Here is an 18,599-nt window from a genome sequence, read left to right on the forward strand (position 1 = left end):
CCCATGCCGAACACGGAAGTTAAGCGTCTCAGCGCCGAAAGTAGTTGGGGGATCTCTCCCTGTGAGGATAGGACGTTGCCAGGCCAACGCAGAAGACGATCAAGCATATGCTTGATCGTCTTTTTTCATATTTTGATAGTTTAGGAGGAATGACAGATGGCTCCTGCTCGGGAAAATCCATTTACATTTTTAGAGGTTCTAGAACAGCATGTTCGTGAACACCGCGTCTCTTTCCACGTACCAGGTCATCATAACGGTACAGTGGTTGATGATCGCTTACCTGATGCATTCGCAAAAGTCATGCCTTACGATTTGACTGAGCTAGCACATTTAGACGATTTGCACGATGCCTCGGGAATCATTGAGCAAGCAGAATGTGCATTGGGTAAGTTGTATGAGAGTAAAAGTAAATGGCTTGTCAACGGATCGACTGTGGGAAATTGGAGTATGCTCGCGGCAACAGTGAAACGTGGTGAACGGGTATATGTTCAACGGAACTCACATAAATCGATTTGGAACGCGATCGAGTGGTTAGGATTAAAGCCAGTATTACTAACGCCTACCATTGAACGCGGCACAGGTATCCCGACGGTCGTAACATTAGATACGATTAAACAGGCCATTCAAGAATTTCCTGGAGGGAGAGCCGTCATGTTGACGTCTCCAACCTATTACGGGGATATGGCAGACATTCGAACGATTTCAGACTATTTGACACTATTAGATATTCCATTGCTTGTCGATGAAGCACACGGCGCTCATTTAATTCATCCACAGTTGCCACGTCGCTCTGCAATCTTCGAAGGAGCGAGCGCAGTCGTACAGTCCGCGCATAAAACGTTGCCTGCCTTAACGATGGGGGCTTGGGTTCACTATAAAGATAATATCGATGAAGCGCGTTTGAAGCATGCATTAGCCTCTTTCCAGACCTCGAGTCCGTCTTATCTCATCATGGCTTCATTGGATTATGCTCGTTCTTATCTAGAACGTTTAACGGATGAGGAATGGTCTGCTATCCAAAAAAGCCATGCACAATTTGTTCTTGAATTAAAACGAGCTGGTTTTGTTGTAAAAGTCGGAGATGACTTTACGAAGGTGACGATTCTGACTTATCCAAAGAATGGATTGATCTTTAGTCAGCATCTCGCCTCAATCGGCATAGACATCGAGTTGGCGGCAGTCGATCATGTGTTATTCTGCTTGCCATTAAGGGAAATAGAGAAACAGGAAATCGAGCATTGGATCAAATAAAAAAAAAAAGCATCTGCCCATGTGCCGATCATTGAAGACGATGAAACGATTTTCCCATTTCCACAAACCGAGCGCGTATCTGAACTATATACGTCTGAAACAGCTCTTCCAATGCAGCGAGTTCTTTTCGACCAAGCAATTGGATTGATTTCAGCAGAGACGGTGATTCCATACCCACCAGGTATTCCATGGATTCTAAAAGGAGAGCGTATTAAAAAAAAAAAAATCCGTGTGCTCCGGGAATGGATTTCTTTAGGGAGGAAGCTTCAAGCTAGTAAGCATGTTATGATAGAGCAAATTGACGTTATTGTAGAGGAGTTTTAAAACGTGAACGGAATGTTTATAACGGTTGAAGGACCTGATGGATCAGGAAAGTCCACACAACTTCAATTATTAGTAGAAAACAAAAAAAAAAAAGGATATGACATCGTCGTGACCCGAGAACCTGGAGGAACAACGGTCGGGAATCAGATTCGCGAAGTGTTATTGTCTCCCGATCATCATGAGATGACACCACGTGTGGAGATGATGCTCTATGCCGCATCACGGGCTCAGAACGTGGAACAAGTGATTCGGCCAGCCTTAGAGCGGGGCGCCATTGTTCTCTGCGACCGGTTCATCGATGCATCCATTGCTTATCAAGGATATGGATTGCAGTATGACCTTGATCAGATTAGGTCATTGAATGAATGGGCGACGAATGGTCTCACACCCGATCTAACCTTTTTATTTGATTTAAACCCGGAACGGGCAAGTGCACGTATGAAAGATCGGGGACAGCTTGATCGAATTGAGAGTCGTGATCAAGCATTCCATGAGCGTGTCTATGCAGGATTCCAAACGTTACTGAAACAGTATCCAGAACGAATCGTTCGGATTGATGCTGATCAATCGATTGAATGCATTCAAGATGAGGTACTTGATTATACAATTGAACGACTACAACAAGGAGGCGTACAAATATGATGAAAATGGTAATTGCAATCGTACATGATAAGGATAGCGCACGTTTGTCTGACGCACTCGTCGAGCAAGATTTCCGCGCGACAAAATTAGCCACGACGGGTGGATTTTTAAAAGAAGGTAATACAACGTTTATGATGGGGATTCCACAAGAACGTCTTGACGATTTGATGGATGTGATTCAATCGAATTGCTCGAGTCGCGACCAAATGATCACGCCGATCTCACCGATGGGAGGACATGCGGATTCATATATTCCTTACCCGGTCGAAGTACAAGTCGGAGGGGCGACGGTATTCGTCTTGCCGATTGAAGGATTCCATCAGTTTTAATGGGAGTTGGGCATATGCGTTTTCAAGAATTGAGCGAGTCGCAAACTGTCGTTTCTCGCATCATTCAAAATTCAATCGTTTCGAATAAAGTGGGGCACGCGTATATCTTCTCAGGAGATTATGAGCCTTATTTACTTGATACAGCCACATTGTTCGCCAAAGCCTTATTTTGTGAATCACCAGATGGTGCAGAGCCTTGTGGAGTGTGTCGAAACTGTCGGCGCATGGATTCTAAAAATATCGTCGACTACATTGAAGTGGAGCCGGACGGTGCGAGTATAAAAAAAGAACAGATACAGCAACTGCTCAGTGATTTATCACTACGAGGTGCTGAAGGTGATCGCCAAGTGTACGTCATTCATCAAGCGCACAAGATGACGACTCAAGCGGCAAACAGTCTACTGAAATTCTTTGAAGAACCGGGAGTAGGAAAGCTTGCTATTTTAGTGACGACACAACCACAGTTGCTTCTTCCGACGATTCGTTCGCGCGCGCAACAACTTGCTTTTCGTCCTATCGACCGAGCCCAATTGGCGCAAACGATGTCAGAAGAACTGTCCTGTACGTATGATTTGGCATACCTTGCCTTGACCGTTTATCCGAAATGGGATGACGCGAAAGAAGCGCTTGAGCAGGAGTGGTTTGTACAGGCGTATGGGCTAGTGGTACAATTAATTGAAGTATTGACGAAACGACCTCAAGAGTTGCTCTTGTTCGAAAAAAAAAAATGGTTAGGGCATTTCAAAGGACGGAATGAGTTGCGAGTCGGTCTTGAATTATTCGAACATTGGCTAGAGGAGGCACTTCATTTAAAAGTGCGAGATATGTATGCTCCGAAGCTATTTAAGAATGAGGCCGCCTTGTACAACGCATTTATCCAAAATCGATCTGTCACGAAGCTTACACATGCGATTGAAAGTGTACATGCGGCCATTTGGCGACTTGAGGCAAACGTCAATCCTCAATTAACGTTCGAACGACTTTCGTTCGATTTGCAGAAAGGATAGAAGCGCGTGCTTGAAGTAGTTGGAGTCCGTTTTAAAGAAGCGGGAAAAATCTATTACTTTTCACCAGGCGATGCAACGCTTAAACGTGGGGACCATGTCATCGTTGAAACGGTACGTGGCATTGAGTATGGGGAAATCGTCCAAGTCAACAAGCAGCTCGGCGAAGACGAAGTCGTCCTGCCGTTGAAGACAATCCTTCGTGTCGCGGACCAAAAGGATGCGGATATCGTACGCGATAATCGACTGGCAGCCGTTGATGCTCACGCCGTCTGTGAAGAAAAAATTCGAGAACATCAATTAGAAATGAAGCTAGTTGATGTTGAGTATACATTTGATCGCAATAAAGTGATCTTTTATTTTACTGCCGAGGGTCGCGTCGACTTTCGAGAATTGGTAAAAGACTTAGCTAGTGTGTTTCGGACACGAATCGAGCTCCGACAAATCGGTGTTCGTGATGAAGCGAAACTCCTTAGCGGGATTGGGCCATGTGGTCGGGTTCTTTGCTGCTCGTCATTTCTTGGGGAATTCGAACCGGTCTCGATCAAAATGGCCAAAGACCAGAATCTCTCGTTGAATCCGAATAAGATCTCTGGAGTATGTGGTCGTCTGATGTGCTGTTTGAAATATGAGAATGACACATATGAAGAACTGAAACGTGATTTACCAGACGTCGGCAAGCGAATCAAAATTCCAGAAGGTGATGGTCGGGTAATCGGTCTTAACATTTTGGACCAACTCATTCAAGTCGAGCTCCACGATCGGACGCGTGTCGTCACGTATACGATTGATGAACTCGTTGAAGTGGGTGCGATTAAACGAAAACCGTCAAAACAGTGATGGGGTGCTGAGCAGTGGAAAGAATGAACAAAAAAGAAGTGATGATGCGGGTGGATGCGATCGAGCAACAGATGCAGCTCCTCACCGAACATTTAGGCGTGTTAAAAGAGCAGCTCGCTTATTTGCTTGAAGAGAACCAGCATATGTATCTAGAGAATCATCACTTACGAAAAAAAGTCGAACAATTGGCAGAAGTTGATACGACAAATGGTGATTCACAAATCGCTTTGTCTGGGAAAGGGCAGAACAATTTGGCTGCGCTGTATCAAGAAGGATTCCACATTTGTAACCTCCATTACGGACAGGTACGAAAAGATGGGGACTGTCTCTTCTGTTTGTCGATGCTCAATAAACATTAATACGGGGCGATAGATAGGGGTTCCCTATCCGTCGCCTTTCTTTTATAGAAGGAGGAAACGATGGTAACGGTTAAGGATGGAGAACGCCTTGATGATTTGCTCGGACGTCCAGGTAAAATCATTCAAAGTGATGATGTGTTCTCATTTTCATTAGATGCGGTACTGCTTGCAGAGTTTGTATGGGTGCCTATCCAAAAAGGACAACTGGTCGATTTGTGTGCTGGCACCGGGGCAATCCCGCTCTTTTTGTCATATCGTACAAAAGGAACGATAACAGGTGTGGAGATTCAATCGAAACTGGTCGACATGGCGAATCGAAGCATGGCGGTCAATCGTCTTGAAGAGCGAATTCGAGTGGTGGAGGGCGATGTGAAAACGGCAGCGACGCAGCTCGGGCATGCACGATATGACGTAGTCACTTGTAACCCGCCCTACTTTTTAGCGAACGAGACGTCACTCCGAAATCAAAATGAGCATCATACGATTGCGCGCCATGAAGTGCTGTGCACGCTGGAAGATTGCATCAGGACGGCCAGTCAACTCGTCAAACCGGGAGGGAAAGTGGCGTTCGTACATCGGCCAGAACGTTTACTTGATATCCTGACGTTGATGCGTGCGTATCGAATTGAACCAAAACGAATGCAACTCGTTTACCCGAAAGCGGGACGCGAGGCGAATACCTTATTAATCGAGGGATCGAAAGATGGAAAAGCAGGTCTTAAAATTTTACCGCCATTTGTTGTCTATGAAGAAGACGATACGTATACAGAAGCGATGCGAGTTATTCTCGATGCCTAAACATTATACGTACATCTTGGAATGCGGTGATGGAACGTACTACACGGGCTATACGACAGACGTGGAAAAGCGACTCCTTGCACATAATGCCGGGAAAGGTGCGAAATATACGAAAGCTCGTCTCCCTGTACGACTTCGGTACGTACAATCGTTTGAGACGAAGCGGGAGGCCATGCGATACGAATGGTCCATCAAGCAATTGACCCGAGCACAAAAAGAGAAGTTGATGGAGGGGACGACCAATGAATTCACAGAAGAGCTATCAAACTGAACAACCGACGTTGTATGTCGTGCCGACCCCAATTGGAAACTTGGAGGATATGACGTATCGCGCGGTACGAACCCTTCAGGAAGTAGACTTAATCGCAGCGGAAGACACACGACAAACGATGAAGCTTTGCCGACACTTTGACATTGCGACAAAATTGATTAGCTATCATGAACACAATAAAGAAGTGAGTGGTCCAAGACTGATTGACGATCTGTTGTCAGGGAAATCGATTGCCGTTGTCTCAGATGCAGGTATGCCTGGAATCTCAGACCCGGGAAGCGATCTCGTGCGATTAGCCATTGAGGAAAACATCCCGGTTGTCGTCTTACCCGGTGCGAATGCAGCACTCACGGCACTCGTCGCATCCGGTCTTGCAACTGAACGTTTTCTCTATTACGGTTTCTTGCCGCGTAAGAAGAAGGATCGGGTTGAGGTTCTCGAATCGATTCAATACGAACCTGGCACCGTCATTTTTTATGAGGCTCCTCATCGTTTGAAAGAGATGTTGACAGCGATTCGACAAGTGTTCGGGAATCGACAAATCGTATTAGGTCGTGAACTGACAAAAACGTTTGAAGAGTTTTTGAGAGGAACTGTGGATGAGGCGTTGACATGGTGTGAGGGTGAAGTGCGTGGTGAGTTTGTCGTCTTGGTGAGTGGAGCGACAGAGGCGGCACCTACGACAACATGGTGGGAAACACTATCTGCATACGAGCACGTGGTTCACTATATCAAAGAAGGGCTGAAACCAAACGCGGCAATCAAACAGACTGCGAAAGACCGCGGCGAGTCTCGGAATGATGTATACGATACGTATCATCAATTGCATAAAAAAGAGTAAGCAAGGAAATCCTTGCTTACTCTTCGCTGTAGTAATTTTCGAGCATGTTCTTCAACTCAACGAGAACACGTTGTGCACCTTCTGGTGACAAGATGAGTTTGCCGTCTGCCAATTTGAAGTTATCATCTGATACTTCACCTGTAACTTGGCAAGTCATGTTTGGCTTATATTTTTTCAAAACGATTTGATCGTTGTCGACGTAAATCTCGAGAGCATCTTTCTCTGCAATACCGAGTGTACGACGCAATTCGATTGGAATAACGACACGACCAAGCTCATCAACCTTACGTACAATACCTGTAGATTTCATTTTGTGTTTCCTCCTCCAATGATGTCGAAATCTCGTGGTGACATGAATCGTCAAAATTCGACAATGTGACTACAACAAAAAGCATACTAAACTTTCCAATTGCAGTCAACTGCTTACTATCTGGAAAAGTAAATTTTCGAAATTTGTCGAATCAAGAGCGATATATACCTAAATTTCCCCGTAAGTTTGAACTTGAAACAAAGAAAGGGTATTTTTGGAACATTTTTGACGAAGAAAAAACAAAAAAATTCCAAACAATTAGGTTTGGAAATTCTTTTGTCGAACCGTGTATAATGGAAATTGCATATGTCGAAAGGATGGAGAATAAATCATGGCGAAGCCGACTTTTTATATTACAACCCCAATTTATTATCCGAGTGCAAAACTGCACATCGGTCACGCATATACCACGGTAGCAGGTGATGCGATTGCGCGCTACAAACGCTTAAAAGGTTTTGATGTCCGTTATTTGACAGGAACGGATGAGCACGGTCAAAAGATTCAAGAAAAAGCGAAAGAAGCAGGCGTGACGCCACAAGCTTTCGTGGATGAAGTCGTGGAAGAGATCAAGGTCTTATGGGACCGTCTTGAAATCTCGTACGATGACTACATCCGTACGACAGAGGACCGTCATAAGAAAGTGGTCGAGCATGTTTTCGAGACATTACTTAAAAATGGGGACATCTACCTCGGTGAGTACGAAGGATGGTATTCCGTACCGGATGAGACATACTACACTGAATCGCAGCTCGTCGATGGAAAAAGTCCTGACAGTGGACATCCGGTCGAACTCGTTCGTGAGGAGTGCTACTTCTTCCGCCTCAGTAAATACGCGGACCGCTTGATTGAATATTTTGAGTCACATCCTGATTTTATTTTGCCAGAATCTCGTAAAACCGAGATGATCAATAACTTCTTAAAGCCAGGTCTTCAAGATTTGGCTGTATCACGTACGACATTTGACTGGGGCGTACAAGTTCCATCGAACCCGAAGCACGTCGTGTACGTATGGGTCGATGCGCTCACAAACTATATCTCATCACTCGGATACGGCACAGACAACGATGAACTCTTCAACCGTTACTGGCCAGCAGACGTTCATTTGGTAGGGAAAGAAATCGTACGTTTCCATACGATCATTTGGCCAGCCCTCTTAATGGCGCTTGACCTTCCATTACCGAAGCAAGTATTTGCGCACGGATGGTTGCTCATGAAGGATGGGAAGATGTCGAAATCGAAAGGGAACGTCGTGGACCCGATTCCATTGATTGACCGTTACGGCCTCGACTCGGTCCGCTATTACCTTCTCCGTGAAGTTCCATTCGGAGCGGATGGCACGTTCACGCCGGAAGCGTTCGTTGACCGCTTGAACTTTGATTTAGCGAACGACCTCGGAAACTTATTGAATCGCACCATTGCGATGATTAAAAAGTACTTCGACGGAAAGATTCCGGCATATAACGGAAATGTCACGGCATTTGATGCAGAATTGTTGAACGTGGTGAAAGAGACGACACGCAAAACAGAAGAAGCCATGGAGCACATGGAGTTTTCGGTCGCACTCACAAACATTTGGCAACTCGTCAGCCGTGCGAATAAATATATCGATGAGACACAACCATGGGTTCTCGTGAAAGAGGAGTCGAAGCGCGAGGAGCTGGCTTCTGTCATGACACATCTTGCGGGCGTACTTCGTCATGTTGCCATCATGATTCAACCATTCATGACGCGCGCTCCAAAAGAGATGTTCCGTCAGCTCGGACTCGAGGGAGAGGACATGTCATGGGAGGCGTTGGATACATTCGCAGACTTTAGTGACGCAGTCGTGACGGACGGGACACCGATTTTCCCACGTCGTGATGTGAAAGAAGAAGTCGATGCAATCCAAGAAATGATGCGTCAGGCGTCTAAAGCACGGATTGAAGAGACGGAGACGGCATCAGTAGAAGAAGCTGACGAAGACATTCGTCCTGAAATCACGATTGATGTCTTCGACCAAGTCGAATTCCGTGTCGGTCAAATCGTCGAAGCCGAAAAGATAAAAAAAGCGAAGAAACTGTTGAAACTTCAAGTCGACCTTGGGAAAGAGACGCGTCAAATCGTGTCTGGTATCGCTGAATGGTATGCCCCTGAAGATTTGGTTGGCAAGAAAGTCATCGTTGTCGCAAACTTGAAACCAGTCAAGCTCCGTGGAGAACTCTCGCAAGGGATGATTCTAGCTGCAGATCGTGACGGGAAACTAGAGCTCGCGACGGTCTCAGACCAGATGCCGAACGGTGCCATCGTCAAATAATGGAATGGGGGAGACCGCGGTCTCCCTCTCTTTTTCTAAGGAGGAAACAAGATGTTAATTGATACACATACGCACATCAATGCGGAACAGTTCAGTGAAGACGTGGAGGAGACGATTGAGCGAGCGAGAGAAGCGGGCGTTTCTCCGCTACTCGTTGTTGGATTTGATACACCGACCATCGATCGAGCCATTGAACTGGCAGAAACGCATGAAGATATTTATGCCATTGTCGGATGGCATCCTGTCGATGCGATTGACTGTACGGATGCGGATTTAGCACGAATCGAAACACTCATGAGTCATCCGAAAGTCATGGCACTCGGTGAAATCGGTCTCGATTATCATTGGGACAAATCACCGAAAGACGTGCAACAGCACCTCTTCCGTCAACAGATCGCCATTGCCAAGCGAACGAATATGCCAATTGTCATTCATAATCGAGAAGCAACGGCAGATGTCCTTGATATTTTAGAAGAAGAGCATGCTGAGGAAGTCGGTGGTGTGTTCCATAGTTACAGCATGTCCGTCGAACTTTTGCCTCGGTGCCTAGACTTGAACTTCTATATTTCGTTAGGAGGACCGGTCACGTTTAAAAATGCGAAAGTTCCGAAGGCGGTGGCGCAAGAAGTGCCACTGGATCGTCTGCTTGTCGAGACGGACTGCCCGTACTTGACCCCAACACCGTTCCGTGGAAAACGAAATGAACCAGCGTACGTCAAATATGTAGCCGAAGAAATCGCCACTCTTCGCGATATGCCTTACGATGAAATCGCTGCTGCTACGACAGTCAACGCGAAGAAGTTGTTCCGACTCCCATGATCAAGCGTGTATTAGCGAGTATCGGTATTATTGCGACGGCTTCTGTGGCGTACGTGATGTTACAACCTGAATCGATTCGAATCGTCGATGACGGTGTGGTGATCGAGCATGAGACACGAGCCGACTCGGTTCTCGAGGTGCTCGAAGAGTTAAATATCACACTAGATGAATCAGATTATGTCACACCGGCGCTCAGTGAAGATGTACCAGACGACCGTCTAATCCGGATTGAGCGTTCACACGAGGTCTCACTTCAGATTGGCTACGGTCAAACGGAGACGGTGCAGACGCGCGAGCGGACTGTAGAGGATGTCTTACTGCGATACGGAGTCACGGTACGAGACGGAGATACGGTGTATCCATCAGTCCGTACACCGGTGACGAATGGGATGACGATTCGATATCAACCGGTCGTGGCCGTGAATCTCATTGTCGGTCAAGAGGCGTTGACGATTTATACAATGGCTACGGATGTGGAGCAACTCTTAATGCAAGAGAACATCGATGTGACGGAAAGTGATACGGTAATGCCGGCCCCTTCCACGCCGATACGAGAAGGATTGACGATTACGGTCAATACGAATCGTGATGTCGTTCAATATGAGAGTGAGTTGATCCCGTTTGAAGTGGTCGAGGAAGAGGATGATACGCTCGAAGAAGGTGTGATGCAAATGGTGCAGGTCGGGGTTCCTGGACTTGAACGGACAAGGTATGCACTTACTGTGGAAAATGGTACAATTACAAATCGTACGAAAACAGATGTCGAGACATTGCGTAAAACGATGCCGCAGATTATCAAAGTGGGAACGAAGAAAGTCGCAGAACCGATAACCGAGCCTGAGTCAACGACCGCGGATGAATCGAGCCCATTCATTCCGGAAGCTGAAGTCGAGATTGCCGAACCGCCGAAAACAGATGACGTACTCGATTTTTCATCTGCGATACAATTGCTTGTGGAAGCGACCGCTTATACGAACAACCCGGAAGACACGGTAACATACGACGGACGCGTGCTGACAAGAAGCGGATATGATGTAACCGACACGATTTTGTATGAAGGCATGCGCATCATTGCGGTCGACCCTGCCATCATTCCACTCGGGACCCGTGTATATGTCGAGGGTATCGGTATGGCGATTGCCTTGGATACAGGAAGTGCAATAAAAAAACAAAAAATCGATATCATGATGGATGAAAAGGAAGAGGCCGTAACGTTTGGTCGTAAACCACTCACCATCTGGGTGATTCCAAAGCAGGAAGAAGAGAAAGAAGGATCAGACAATGCGTGAGAAAATACAAGAAATTATCGTTGTAGAAGGGCGTGACGACACGGCGCGACTTCAAGAAGTGTTCGACGTCGATACGATTGAAACGAACGGGTCTGCCGTATCCGATCAGACGATTGAACGAATCCGTCGTGCTCAGGAGAAGCGCGGGGTCATCATTTTGACGGACCCAGATTATCCAGGAGATCGTATTCGGGCGATTGTCGAGGAACGCGTCAAAGGATGTAAGCACGCACACTTGCCTCGGGCCGAGGCGAAGGACAAGCGTGGGAAAATCGGTGTGGAACATGCGAGTCCGGAGTCACTTCGCCGTGTCTTAGGAGCAGTGTTTGAACCGCGTGTCGAAACGGACCAACCAATCGTCACACGGAAAATGGTGTTGGAGGCGGATTTAATCGGTGGAGCAGCGGCCGCGACGCGTCGGAAGCGACTCGGGGTGTTGCTTCGAATCGGTGAGCCGAATGCCAAACAATTTGTAAAACGGGTCGAGGCGCTCGGCGTCACGATTGAAGAGTGGGAGCAGGCACTTGCTCAATTAGAGGAGGAACAGGGTTGAAAGACATTGCAACAATCCAACGAACGAAAGCGATTTTAGAGCGACATGGGTTTTCATTCAAAAAATCGCTCGGTCAAAACTTTTTAATCGATTTGAACATCTTGAGTAAAATTGTCGGAGCAGCGGAACTGAGTGAAGCGAGCGGTGTCCTTGAAATCGGTCCTGGAATCGGCTCATTGACCGAACAATCGGCCAAGCGTGCCAAAAAAGTCGTTGCGCTTGAAATCGACCAACGTCTTTTGCCGATTTTAGATGATACGATGTCGCCTTATCCGCATGTGAAAGTCATCCATGGAGATGCATTGGAACTGAACTTACGGGAAATCGTAGAGCAAGAATTTTTAAACGAAGGTATTGAAGATATTTCGGTTGTCGCCAACTTACCTTACTACGTCACGACACCAATCATCATGCGTTTGCTTGAGAGCGGCGTTAAGTTCCGCTCGCTCGTCATGATGATTCAAAAAGAAGTGGCAGAACGGATTGGAGCAAAACCAGGCACGAAAGCATACGGTTCGCTATCGATTGCGATTCAGTATTATGCGGAAGCAGAAGTCAGTTTCATCGTGCCGAAAAACGTGTTCATCCCAGCGCCGAACGTCGATTCGGCCGTCATTACACTACGGATGCGCAAAGAACCGGCCGTACAAGTGAAAGACGAAGCATTTTTCTTTGATTTGGCCCGAGCAAGCTTCGCTCAGCGCCGTAAAACCATCCTGAACAATTTGACAAACTATATCGGGAAAGAACATAAAGTCGAACTCGAACGTTCGCTTCACGAGGCTGGAATCGATCCGAAACGTCGTGGAGAGACGTTAAGCCTAGAAGAATTCGCACGTTTGTCTGACACAATTTTACCACTTAAAAATAGTTGACGACCTGAAAACGAGTCGTTATAATATTAATCTTTATTTTCATATTCAATTATGCTATACTTGTAACAGTGAGGTGAAGCGTATGCCAAAGACGTTACAAGAAATCAGACAAAAACTCGAATCGCATGTTGGTGAACGATTGACGTTGAAAGCAAACGGCGGTCGTAAGAAAGTTGTTACTCGGTTTGGAACGCTCGTTGAGACATATCCTGCGGTGTTCGTTGTGAAATTGGATGAAGACCTGCATAATGTGGAACGTGTCTCGTATAGCTACGCTGATGTCCTAACGGATACAGTTAAAATTGAATTCGGCAATTGATTTATAAATGAGGGGCGGATGCATTGGCAGCTGCTTCTTTTTTTGTGCGCCCTTTTACGGTACAATGGCGAACAGGAGACAAATGGGAAGGGTGAACGTGATGCGCACGATCAGTGTGAAAGCGCCGGCAAAAATTAATTTGACACTTGATGTCCTTGGAAAGCGTCCGGACGGCTATCATGAAGTAGAAATGGTAATGACGACAGTCGACTTGGCAGATCGCTTGGAGTTGACAGTTTTAGAGTCGGATGAGATTCGGATTCAATCAGAACACGCCTATGTGCCGAATGATCATCGGAATTTGGCGTATCGAGCAGCAGAATTGTTGCGCGAACGTTTTAACATTCAGCAAGGGGTCGAGATTGTGCTCGATAAACAGATTCCCGTGGCAGCTGGCCTTGCAGGTGGCTCGAGTGATGCAGCGGCAACGCTCCGTGGGATGAACGAACTGTTTTCATTGAACTTGTCGTTAGAGGAGCTAGCAGAGCTCGGTGCCGAGATTGGATCGGACGTCTCATTTTGTGTCATCGGCGGAACAGCTATCGCCCGTGGTCGTGGTGAACAGTTAGAAATGATTCCGGCCCCGCCACCGTGCTATGTCGTTCTCGGTAAACCGAAAATCGGGGTATCGACGGCAGATGTGTATCGGGCAGTGCGTATGGAAGAGGTGCATCACCCTGATACCGAGGCCATGGTGGAGGCGATTGGTAAAAAAGATTTCCATGGAATCTGTGAACACCTTGGTAACTCACTTGAGAGTGTGACACTTAAGCTTCACCCGGAAGTGAAACAAATCAAAGAAACGATGCGTCATTGCGGAGCGGAAGGTGTTCTCATGAGTGGAAGCGGACCGACCGTGTTTGCGCTGATCAAACATGAACAAAAAGCGCATCGAATCTATAATGGATTGAAAGGATTTTGCCCAGAAGTGTTCGTCGTTCGGATTCTCGGCAAAAGACATTGAAAAAAAACGAATGAAAGTGATATATTTTCAATAGAACATTCGTTTATTATTGAAGATGTGAAGGAGAATCCGTATGAAAATTCGTAGAAGTGGTCGTCTCGTCGATATGACCCGTTATTTACTTGATCATCCGCATCAGCTTGTCTCGTTGTCGATGTTTTCAAGTCGCTATAAAGCTGCAAAGTCGTCGATTAGCGAAGACCTTGTCATTGTCAGTGAAATGTTGTCCCATGATGGGATCGGAAAACTGGTCACTGTCCCTGGTGCAGCCGGTGGTGTCATGTTTATCCCAGGATGGAGTAAAGAAAAATCGCTGGAGATGATTGATACGCTCTGTGAGCAACTATCAAAACCGGAGCGTCTCTTACCAGGAGGCTATCTCTACCTCACAGATGTACTAGGTAATCCAAGCCAAGTGAAACCGATGGGGCAGGTTTTTGCGTCCTTTTTCGCTGACCGGAAAGTCGATGTCGTCATGACGATTGCGACGAAAGGGATTCCCCTTGCCTATGCGGTCGCTGAACAGTTGGGCGTTCCGTTTGTGATTGTGCGTTCAGATAGCCGTGTCACAGAAGGTTCGACGGTCAGCATCAACTATGTATCAGGTTCATCGAAAGCGATTCGTACGATGGCGCTTGCACGTCGCAGTCTGCCACGTGGTGCGAATGTGCTTTTGATTGATGATTTCATGAAGGCCGGCGGGACGATTCGTGGGATGATGAGCCTCTTGAATGAATTTGAAGCCAATCTTGCGGGTGTCGGTGTCTTGATGGAGGCCGAAGGGGCCGAGAAAAAGATGGTGAGTGAATACGTCAGCTTGATGAAATTGACGAATGTCGATCCTGATGAAGGGCTTGTCACCATTTCGCGGGGGAATGTGGAACAATTCTTAAAGTGATTGGCAAAATTTTGATTTCGTTTTATGATTAGAGGGTATAGAGTTATCAATATGGAGTCATGACGTTCGTTTGAAACCAACTGAACCTTACAGAAGACCACACCATGGCGTAGACAACGATGAAAAAGGGGATGCGAAACATGCAGATCACAGACGTAAAAATTCGCAAAGTCGCGACAGAAGGCAGAATGAAAGCGTTGGCCTCAATCACACTTGACCATGAATTCGTTGTACATGATCTTCGAATCATCGAAGGAAGTAGCGGTCTATTTGTCGCCATGCCGAGCAAACGGACACCAGAAGGGATTTTTCGGGATATTGCGCATCCGATTAACGGGGAGATGCGACAAAAGGTCGAAGCGGCTGTATTGGAAACCTATTCCAATATGGATGTGGAAATCCTTGACCCACAACATGTGTCACACGGTACACATGAATGACAGAAAACAGCGGTTAGGTTGCCTACCGCTGTTTTTTTGCGTTTCATTGGTTAAGGAACGGTACAACTATTGAAACGAAGGCATGGTTTCGATATAGTAGAAACGGTGTAAATAGGATTTAGTTGCAGAAAAGCCGAACTATACAGACCAATCACAGCTGTTGTGAGATAGGAGCGAATCAAGCATGGAGCGTTTTGCAGTCATTTTGGCAGCAGGAAAAGGGACGCGAATGAAGTCGAAGTTATATAAAGTACTTCATCCGGTTCTAGGGAAACCAATGGTCGAACATGTTGTCGATCAGTTAGACCAAATCGGTGTCAGTCGTCAAATCGTAATCGTTGGCCATGGGGCGGAAGCGGTACAAGACACGCTCGGCACACGGGTAGAGTATGCGGTCCAGGAAGAGCAGCTTGGAACAGGACATGCTGTTCAGATGGCTGAAGCAGAACTTGCGGGTAAATCAGGGGCGACGCTTGTCGTCTGTGGAGATACACCGTTACTCACGGCAGAGACGTTAGAAGCCCTTCTCGCGCATCACGAAGCGCAACAAGCAAAAGTCACGGTGTTGACTGCGATTGCTGACGATGCGACCGGATATGGTCGAGTCGTTCGTGGTGAAGATGGGAATGTGACGAAAGTCGTGGAACATAAAGATGCTTCAGAAGCAGAACTTGCCATCAATGAAATCAACACAGGGACGTACGTATTCGATAACGAATTGTTGTTCGATGCGCTCAAACAAGTCGGTAACAACAATGCACAGGGCGAATATTACTTACCTGACGTCATTTCAATCGCAAAAGAAGCGGGCGAAGTGGTTGCGGCGCATACAGCACCGACGTTTGATGAGACGATTGGGGTCAATGACCGCGTCGCCTTGTCGCAAGCGGAAGCCATCATGCGCAAGCGGACAAATGAGCGTCTCATGCGTGAAGGGGTTACCTTCATGGACCCGGCATCGACGTACATTTCACCAGACGTGGTCATCGGATCGGATACGGTCATTTATCCGGGAACGGTCATTCTTGGCAAGACGACGATTGGCTCAGAATGTGTCATCGGACCAAACTCGGACATCCGCAACAGTGTGATTGAAGACCATGCCGTCGTACGCCAGTCTGTCGTGACTGATAGCCGAATCGGTGAGGCGGCTCAAGTCGGACCGTTCGCTCACTTACGTCAACAAGCTGTCCTCGGTGCGAACACGCGCGTCGGCAACTTTGTAGAGATTAAAAAATCGACGTTCGGTGACGGTGCGAAAGCGTCACACCTGAGCTATATCGGGGATGCGTCAATCGGTGAGCGCGTCAACTTAGGCTGTGGATCAATCACAGTGAACTATGACGGTAAGAACAAGTTCGAGACAGTCGTGGAAGACGATGCATTCGTTGGCTGTAACGTCAACTTGATTGCCCCTGTAAAAGTCGGGAAAGGCGCGATTGTCGCTGCTGGATCGACGATTACGAGTGATGTACCAGAAGAGGCGCTAGCGATTGCACGCGAACGCCAAACGAATAAAGAAGGCTACACAAAACGATAACTTGCTGCCAATCATTATGGAAAACAACGGAGGAGAATCCTAAACATGTCTACTGTATACGAACGAGAAATTCGTCTATTTAGCTTAAACTCGAACCGCCCGCTTGCTGAAGAAATCGCGAAAGAAATTGGTGTCCCGCTCAGCGATTGCCAAGTCAAACGTTTCAGCGACGGTGAACTCTATATCAACATCGAGGAAAGTGTTCGTGGAGATGATGTGTATGTCATCCAATCAACAAGCTCGCCTGTAAACGAAACGCTCATGGAATTGCTCGTCATGATCGATGCACTCAAACGTGCTTCTGTCCGTACGATCAACATCGTGATGCCGTATTATGGGTACGCACGTCAAGACCGTAAAGCACGCTCGCGTGAACCGATCACGGCGAAACTTGTCGCTGACCTTCTTACAGTAGCGGGTGCCACACGCGTCATCACGATGGATTTGCATGCAGCGCAAATTCAAGGATTCTTCAATATTCCGGTTGACCAATTACTTGGTGTACCGCTCATCTCGACTTACTTTGAAACAGAAGAGTTTCAAGCGAAAGATATCGTGGTCGTTTCTCCAGACCACGGTGGCGTGACACGTGCACGTAAATTGGCAGAACGTTTGAAAGCGCCGATTGCTATCATTGACAAGCGTCGTCCGAAAGCGAACGTCGCTGAAGTCATGAATATCGTCGGCAGTGTCGAAGGGAAAACGGCGATTTTGATCGACGACATCATCGATACAGCTGGAACGATCACACTTGCGGCAGATGCTATCGTCGAAGCGGGTGCGAAAGAAGTGTATGCGTCTTGTACACACCCAGTCCTTTCTGGTCCAGCGATGGAACGTATCGACAATTCATCAATCAAAGAGTTGGTCGTCTTAAATACCATCGATTTGACGGGTCGTCCTTGCTCGAGCAAGATCAAGCAAATGTCGGTCGCCCATTTGCTTGGGGAAGCGATTATGCGCGTACACGAGCATAAATCGGTCAGTACCCTATTCGATTAAAAAACGAGGCCCGGAGGCATTCGCCTTTGGGCTTTTTTGTTCAGGAGTTAATGATATGAAATGCATCGTCGGTCTTGGGAATCCCGGGAAAAAGTTTGAGATGACGCGGCACAATGTCGGTTTTTTAGCAATTGACCGTCTCGCCGAAAAGCATGGCATCTCGCTGAATGAAGCGAAGTTTAATGCCCTTATGGGAACGGGAAGAATCAATGGTGAACGCGTTGTACTTGTCAAACCACTCACGTATATGAACTTGTCGGGTGAAGCCGTCCGTCCCATTTTAGATTATTATAAAATTGAAATTGATGATTTATTAGTCATTTATGACGATTTGGATATGGTGCCTGGCAAACTTCGTTTCCGTCCGAAAGGGAGCGCAGGTGGTCATAATGGGATTAAATCTCTCATTCAACACTTGGGAACGGCTGAATTTAAACGATTGAAGCTCGGAATCGGTCGTCCCCCGCACCCGATTAAAGTCGTCGACTGGGTGTTGATGAACTATCGTAAAGACGAGTTACCAGAATTAAATGAAACACTCGACAACGCCGTAACCGCAGCCACTGATTTTGTGGATACAGATTGGCTGGCGCTGATGAATCGATACAACTAAAGGGTCATTGTACCCTTTTTTGTTT

23 protein-coding genes are annotated in these 18,599 nt (G+C 46.9%); 22 read left to right on the plus strand and 1 reads right to left on the minus strand.

The features are described 5' to 3' along the window. Nucleotides 1–156: 156 nt before the first annotated feature. From BBB58_RS02505 to rsmI, 10 genes are read left to right on the plus strand one after another with little or no spacing between them, the layout of a single operon-like run. Entirely contained in the window at nucleotides 157–1,251 is a 1,095-nt protein-coding gene (locus tag BBB58_RS02505) for an aminotransferase class I/II-fold pyridoxal phosphate-dependent enzyme (protein WP_244150655.1), read from the plus strand. 21 nt (nucleotides 1,252–1,272) lie between these two features. Beyond that, on the plus strand, nucleotides 1,273–1,575 hold the full coding sequence (locus BBB58_RS15280) for an Orn/Lys/Arg family decarboxylase (RefSeq protein ID WP_244150656.1): 303 nt from the start codon (nucleotides 1,273–1,275) through the stop codon (nucleotides 1,573–1,575). Nucleotides 1,576–1,578: 3 nt separating this feature from the next. Then, nucleotides 1,579–2,217, plus strand: coding sequence for a dTMP kinase (gene tmk, locus BBB58_RS02510; protein WP_074035283.1), 639 nt, complete (start codon nucleotides 1,579–1,581; stop codon nucleotides 2,215–2,217). After that, complete coding sequence (darA, locus tag BBB58_RS02515; RefSeq protein WP_031421800.1) at nucleotides 2,217–2,546, plus strand: cyclic di-AMP receptor DarA; 330 nt, start codon at nucleotides 2,217–2,219, stop codon at nucleotides 2,544–2,546. The genes tmk and darA overlap by 1 nt, the downstream gene beginning before the upstream one ends. A gap of 14 nt (nucleotides 2,547–2,560) precedes the next feature. Continuing rightward, complete coding sequence (locus BBB58_RS02520; protein WP_074035284.1) at nucleotides 2,561–3,553, plus strand: DNA polymerase III delta subunit-related protein; 993 nt, start codon at nucleotides 2,561–2,563, stop codon at nucleotides 3,551–3,553. A gap of 6 nt (nucleotides 3,554–3,559) precedes the next feature. Next, nucleotides 3,560–4,390, plus strand: coding sequence for a PSP1 domain-containing protein (locus BBB58_RS02525; protein WP_074035285.1), 831 nt, complete (start codon nucleotides 3,560–3,562; stop codon nucleotides 4,388–4,390). Nucleotides 4,391–4,413: 23 nt separating this feature from the next. Further along, on the plus strand, nucleotides 4,414–4,749 hold the full coding sequence (yabA, locus tag BBB58_RS02530; RefSeq protein WP_074037864.1) for a DNA replication initiation control protein YabA: 336 nt from the start codon (nucleotides 4,414–4,416) through the stop codon (nucleotides 4,747–4,749). Between the two features lie 60 nt (nucleotides 4,750–4,809). Then, nucleotides 4,810–5,547: a tRNA1(Val) (adenine(37)-N6)-methyltransferase gene (locus tag BBB58_RS02535; protein WP_074035286.1), complete on the plus strand. Its 738-nt coding sequence runs from the start codon at nucleotides 4,810–4,812 to the stop codon at nucleotides 5,545–5,547. Beyond that, the gene (locus BBB58_RS02540) at nucleotides 5,540–5,818 is read left to right on the plus strand and encodes a GIY-YIG nuclease family protein (RefSeq protein WP_012727744.1); all 279 of its coding nucleotides are present in this window, start codon (nucleotides 5,540–5,542) and stop codon (nucleotides 5,816–5,818) included. The genes BBB58_RS02535 and BBB58_RS02540 overlap by 8 nt, the downstream gene beginning before the upstream one ends. Next, nucleotides 5,790–6,659: a 16S rRNA (cytidine(1402)-2'-O)-methyltransferase gene (rsmI, locus tag BBB58_RS02545; RefSeq protein WP_074035288.1), complete on the plus strand. Its 870-nt coding sequence runs from the start codon at nucleotides 5,790–5,792 to the stop codon at nucleotides 6,657–6,659. The genes BBB58_RS02540 and rsmI overlap by 29 nt, the downstream gene beginning before the upstream one ends. 16 nt (nucleotides 6,660–6,675) lie before the next feature. Here the strand turns inward: rsmI and abrB are convergent, their stop codons facing one another. Beyond that, entirely contained in the window at nucleotides 6,676–6,969 is a 294-nt protein-coding gene (gene abrB, locus BBB58_RS02550) for a transition state genes transcriptional regulator AbrB (protein WP_012727742.1), read from the minus strand. 331 nt (nucleotides 6,970–7,300) lie between these two features. Between abrB and metG the strand changes: the two genes are divergently transcribed. The 12 genes from metG (at nucleotide 7,301) to pth (ending at nucleotide 18,574) form a co-directional block, all read left to right on the plus strand. After that, complete coding sequence (gene metG, locus BBB58_RS02555) at nucleotides 7,301–9,262, plus strand: methionine--tRNA ligase (RefSeq protein ID WP_074035290.1); 1,962 nt, start codon at nucleotides 7,301–7,303, stop codon at nucleotides 9,260–9,262. A gap of 51 nt (nucleotides 9,263–9,313) precedes the next feature. Beyond that, entirely contained in the window at nucleotides 9,314–10,081 is a 768-nt protein-coding gene (locus BBB58_RS02560) for a TatD family hydrolase (RefSeq protein ID WP_074035291.1), read from the plus strand. Then, entirely contained in the window at nucleotides 10,078–11,370 is a 1,293-nt protein-coding gene (locus BBB58_RS02565) for a 3D domain-containing protein (protein ID WP_074035292.1), read from the plus strand. The genes BBB58_RS02560 and BBB58_RS02565 overlap by 4 nt, the downstream gene beginning before the upstream one ends. Continuing rightward, nucleotides 11,363–11,923: a ribonuclease M5 gene (gene rnmV / locus BBB58_RS02570; protein WP_074035294.1), complete on the plus strand. Its 561-nt coding sequence runs from the start codon at nucleotides 11,363–11,365 to the stop codon at nucleotides 11,921–11,923. Before BBB58_RS02565 ends, rnmV begins: the two co-directional genes overlap by 8 nt. Further along, nucleotides 11,920–12,798, plus strand: a complete 879-nt coding sequence (gene rsmA, locus BBB58_RS02575; protein ID WP_074035295.1) for a 16S rRNA (adenine(1518)-N(6)/adenine(1519)-N(6))-dimethyltransferase RsmA — start codon at nucleotides 11,920–11,922, stop codon at nucleotides 12,796–12,798. Before rnmV ends, rsmA begins: the two co-directional genes overlap by 4 nt. An 82-nt stretch (nucleotides 12,799–12,880) precedes the next feature. Beyond that, the gene (locus BBB58_RS02580) at nucleotides 12,881–13,117 is read left to right on the plus strand and encodes a Veg family protein (RefSeq protein WP_012727736.1); all 237 of its coding nucleotides are present in this window, start codon (nucleotides 12,881–12,883) and stop codon (nucleotides 13,115–13,117) included. A 100-nt stretch (nucleotides 13,118–13,217) separates the two neighbouring features. Further along, nucleotides 13,218–14,081: a 4-(cytidine 5'-diphospho)-2-C-methyl-D-erythritol kinase gene (gene ispE / locus BBB58_RS02585; RefSeq protein ID WP_074037865.1), complete on the plus strand. Its 864-nt coding sequence runs from the start codon at nucleotides 13,218–13,220 to the stop codon at nucleotides 14,079–14,081. A 73-nt stretch (nucleotides 14,082–14,154) separates the two neighbouring features. Then, a complete protein-coding gene (gene purR / locus BBB58_RS02590; RefSeq protein WP_074035296.1) occupies nucleotides 14,155–14,979 on the plus strand; it encodes a pur operon repressor in 825 nt (274 codons plus the stop codon). 140 nt (nucleotides 14,980–15,119) lie between these two features. Beyond that, the gene (gene spoVG, locus BBB58_RS02595) at nucleotides 15,120–15,419 is read left to right on the plus strand and encodes a septation regulator SpoVG (protein ID WP_074035297.1); all 300 of its coding nucleotides are present in this window, start codon (nucleotides 15,120–15,122) and stop codon (nucleotides 15,417–15,419) included. A 184-nt stretch (nucleotides 15,420–15,603) separates the two neighbouring features. After that, nucleotides 15,604–16,959, plus strand: a complete 1,356-nt coding sequence (glmU, locus tag BBB58_RS02600; RefSeq protein ID WP_012727732.1) for a bifunctional UDP-N-acetylglucosamine diphosphorylase/glucosamine-1-phosphate N-acetyltransferase GlmU — start codon at nucleotides 15,604–15,606, stop codon at nucleotides 16,957–16,959. A gap of 45 nt (nucleotides 16,960–17,004) precedes the next feature. Further along, the gene (locus BBB58_RS02605; protein ID WP_012727731.1) at nucleotides 17,005–17,961 is read left to right on the plus strand and encodes a ribose-phosphate diphosphokinase; all 957 of its coding nucleotides are present in this window, start codon (nucleotides 17,005–17,007) and stop codon (nucleotides 17,959–17,961) included. 55 nt (nucleotides 17,962–18,016) lie between these two features. After that, nucleotides 18,017–18,574, plus strand: a complete 558-nt coding sequence (gene pth / locus BBB58_RS02610; RefSeq protein ID WP_012727730.1) for an aminoacyl-tRNA hydrolase — start codon at nucleotides 18,017–18,019, stop codon at nucleotides 18,572–18,574. Nucleotides 18,575–18,599 lie beyond the last annotated feature (25 nt).

Origin of the sequence: Exiguobacterium profundum, from assembly GCF_001909285.1 — a bacterium.
GTDB lineage: Bacteria > Bacillota > Bacilli > Exiguobacteriales > Exiguobacteriaceae > Exiguobacterium > Exiguobacterium profundum.

What these genes read in the sequence shown, in the direction of transcription:
- metG (WP_074035290.1), top strand. Translation starts at nt 7,301, where the DNA reads ATGGCGAAGCCGACTTTTTATATTACAACCCCAATTTATTATCCGAGT.
- spoVG (WP_074035297.1), top strand. Translation starts at nt 15,120, where the DNA reads ATGCAGATCACAGACGTAAAAATTCGCAAAGTCGCGACAGAAGGCAGA.
- abrB (WP_012727742.1), bottom strand. Translation starts at nt 6,969, where the DNA reads ATGAAATCTACAGGTATTGTACGTAAGGTTGATGAGCTTGGTCGTGTC.
- darA (WP_031421800.1), top strand. Translation starts at nt 2,217, where the DNA reads ATGAAAATGGTAATTGCAATCGTACATGATAAGGATAGCGCACGTTTG.
- BBB58_RS02605 (WP_012727731.1), top strand. Translation starts at nt 17,005, where the DNA reads ATGTCTACTGTATACGAACGAGAAATTCGTCTATTTAGCTTAAACTCG.
- rsmI (WP_074035288.1), top strand. Translation starts at nt 5,790, where the DNA reads ATGAATTCACAGAAGAGCTATCAAACTGAACAACCGACGTTGTATGTC.
- purR (WP_074035296.1), top strand. Translation starts at nt 14,155, where the DNA reads ATGAAAATTCGTAGAAGTGGTCGTCTCGTCGATATGACCCGTTATTTA.
- pth (WP_012727730.1), top strand. Translation starts at nt 18,017, where the DNA reads ATGAAATGCATCGTCGGTCTTGGGAATCCCGGGAAAAAGTTTGAGATG.
- BBB58_RS02535 (WP_074035286.1), top strand. Translation starts at nt 4,810, where the DNA reads ATGGTAACGGTTAAGGATGGAGAACGCCTTGATGATTTGCTCGGACGT.
- yabA (WP_074037864.1), top strand. Translation starts at nt 4,414, where the DNA reads ATGAACAAAAAAGAAGTGATGATGCGGGTGGATGCGATCGAGCAACAG.
- ispE (WP_074037865.1), top strand. Translation starts at nt 13,218, where the DNA reads ATGCGCACGATCAGTGTGAAAGCGCCGGCAAAAATTAATTTGACACTT.
- glmU (WP_012727732.1), top strand. Translation starts at nt 15,604, where the DNA reads ATGGAGCGTTTTGCAGTCATTTTGGCAGCAGGAAAAGGGACGCGAATG.
- BBB58_RS02560 (WP_074035291.1), top strand. Translation starts at nt 9,314, where the DNA reads ATGTTAATTGATACACATACGCACATCAATGCGGAACAGTTCAGTGAA.
- BBB58_RS02505 (WP_244150655.1), top strand. Translation starts at nt 157, where the DNA reads ATGGCTCCTGCTCGGGAAAATCCATTTACATTTTTAGAGGTTCTAGAA.
- BBB58_RS02565 (WP_074035292.1), top strand. Translation starts at nt 10,078, where the DNA reads ATGATCAAGCGTGTATTAGCGAGTATCGGTATTATTGCGACGGCTTCT.
- rnmV (WP_074035294.1), top strand. Translation starts at nt 11,363, where the DNA reads ATGCGTGAGAAAATACAAGAAATTATCGTTGTAGAAGGGCGTGACGAC.
- BBB58_RS02520 (WP_074035284.1), top strand. Translation starts at nt 2,561, where the DNA reads ATGCGTTTTCAAGAATTGAGCGAGTCGCAAACTGTCGTTTCTCGCATC.
- BBB58_RS02580 (WP_012727736.1), top strand. Translation starts at nt 12,881, where the DNA reads ATGCCAAAGACGTTACAAGAAATCAGACAAAAACTCGAATCGCATGTT.
- BBB58_RS02540 (WP_012727744.1), top strand. Translation starts at nt 5,540, where the DNA reads ATGCCTAAACATTATACGTACATCTTGGAATGCGGTGATGGAACGTAC.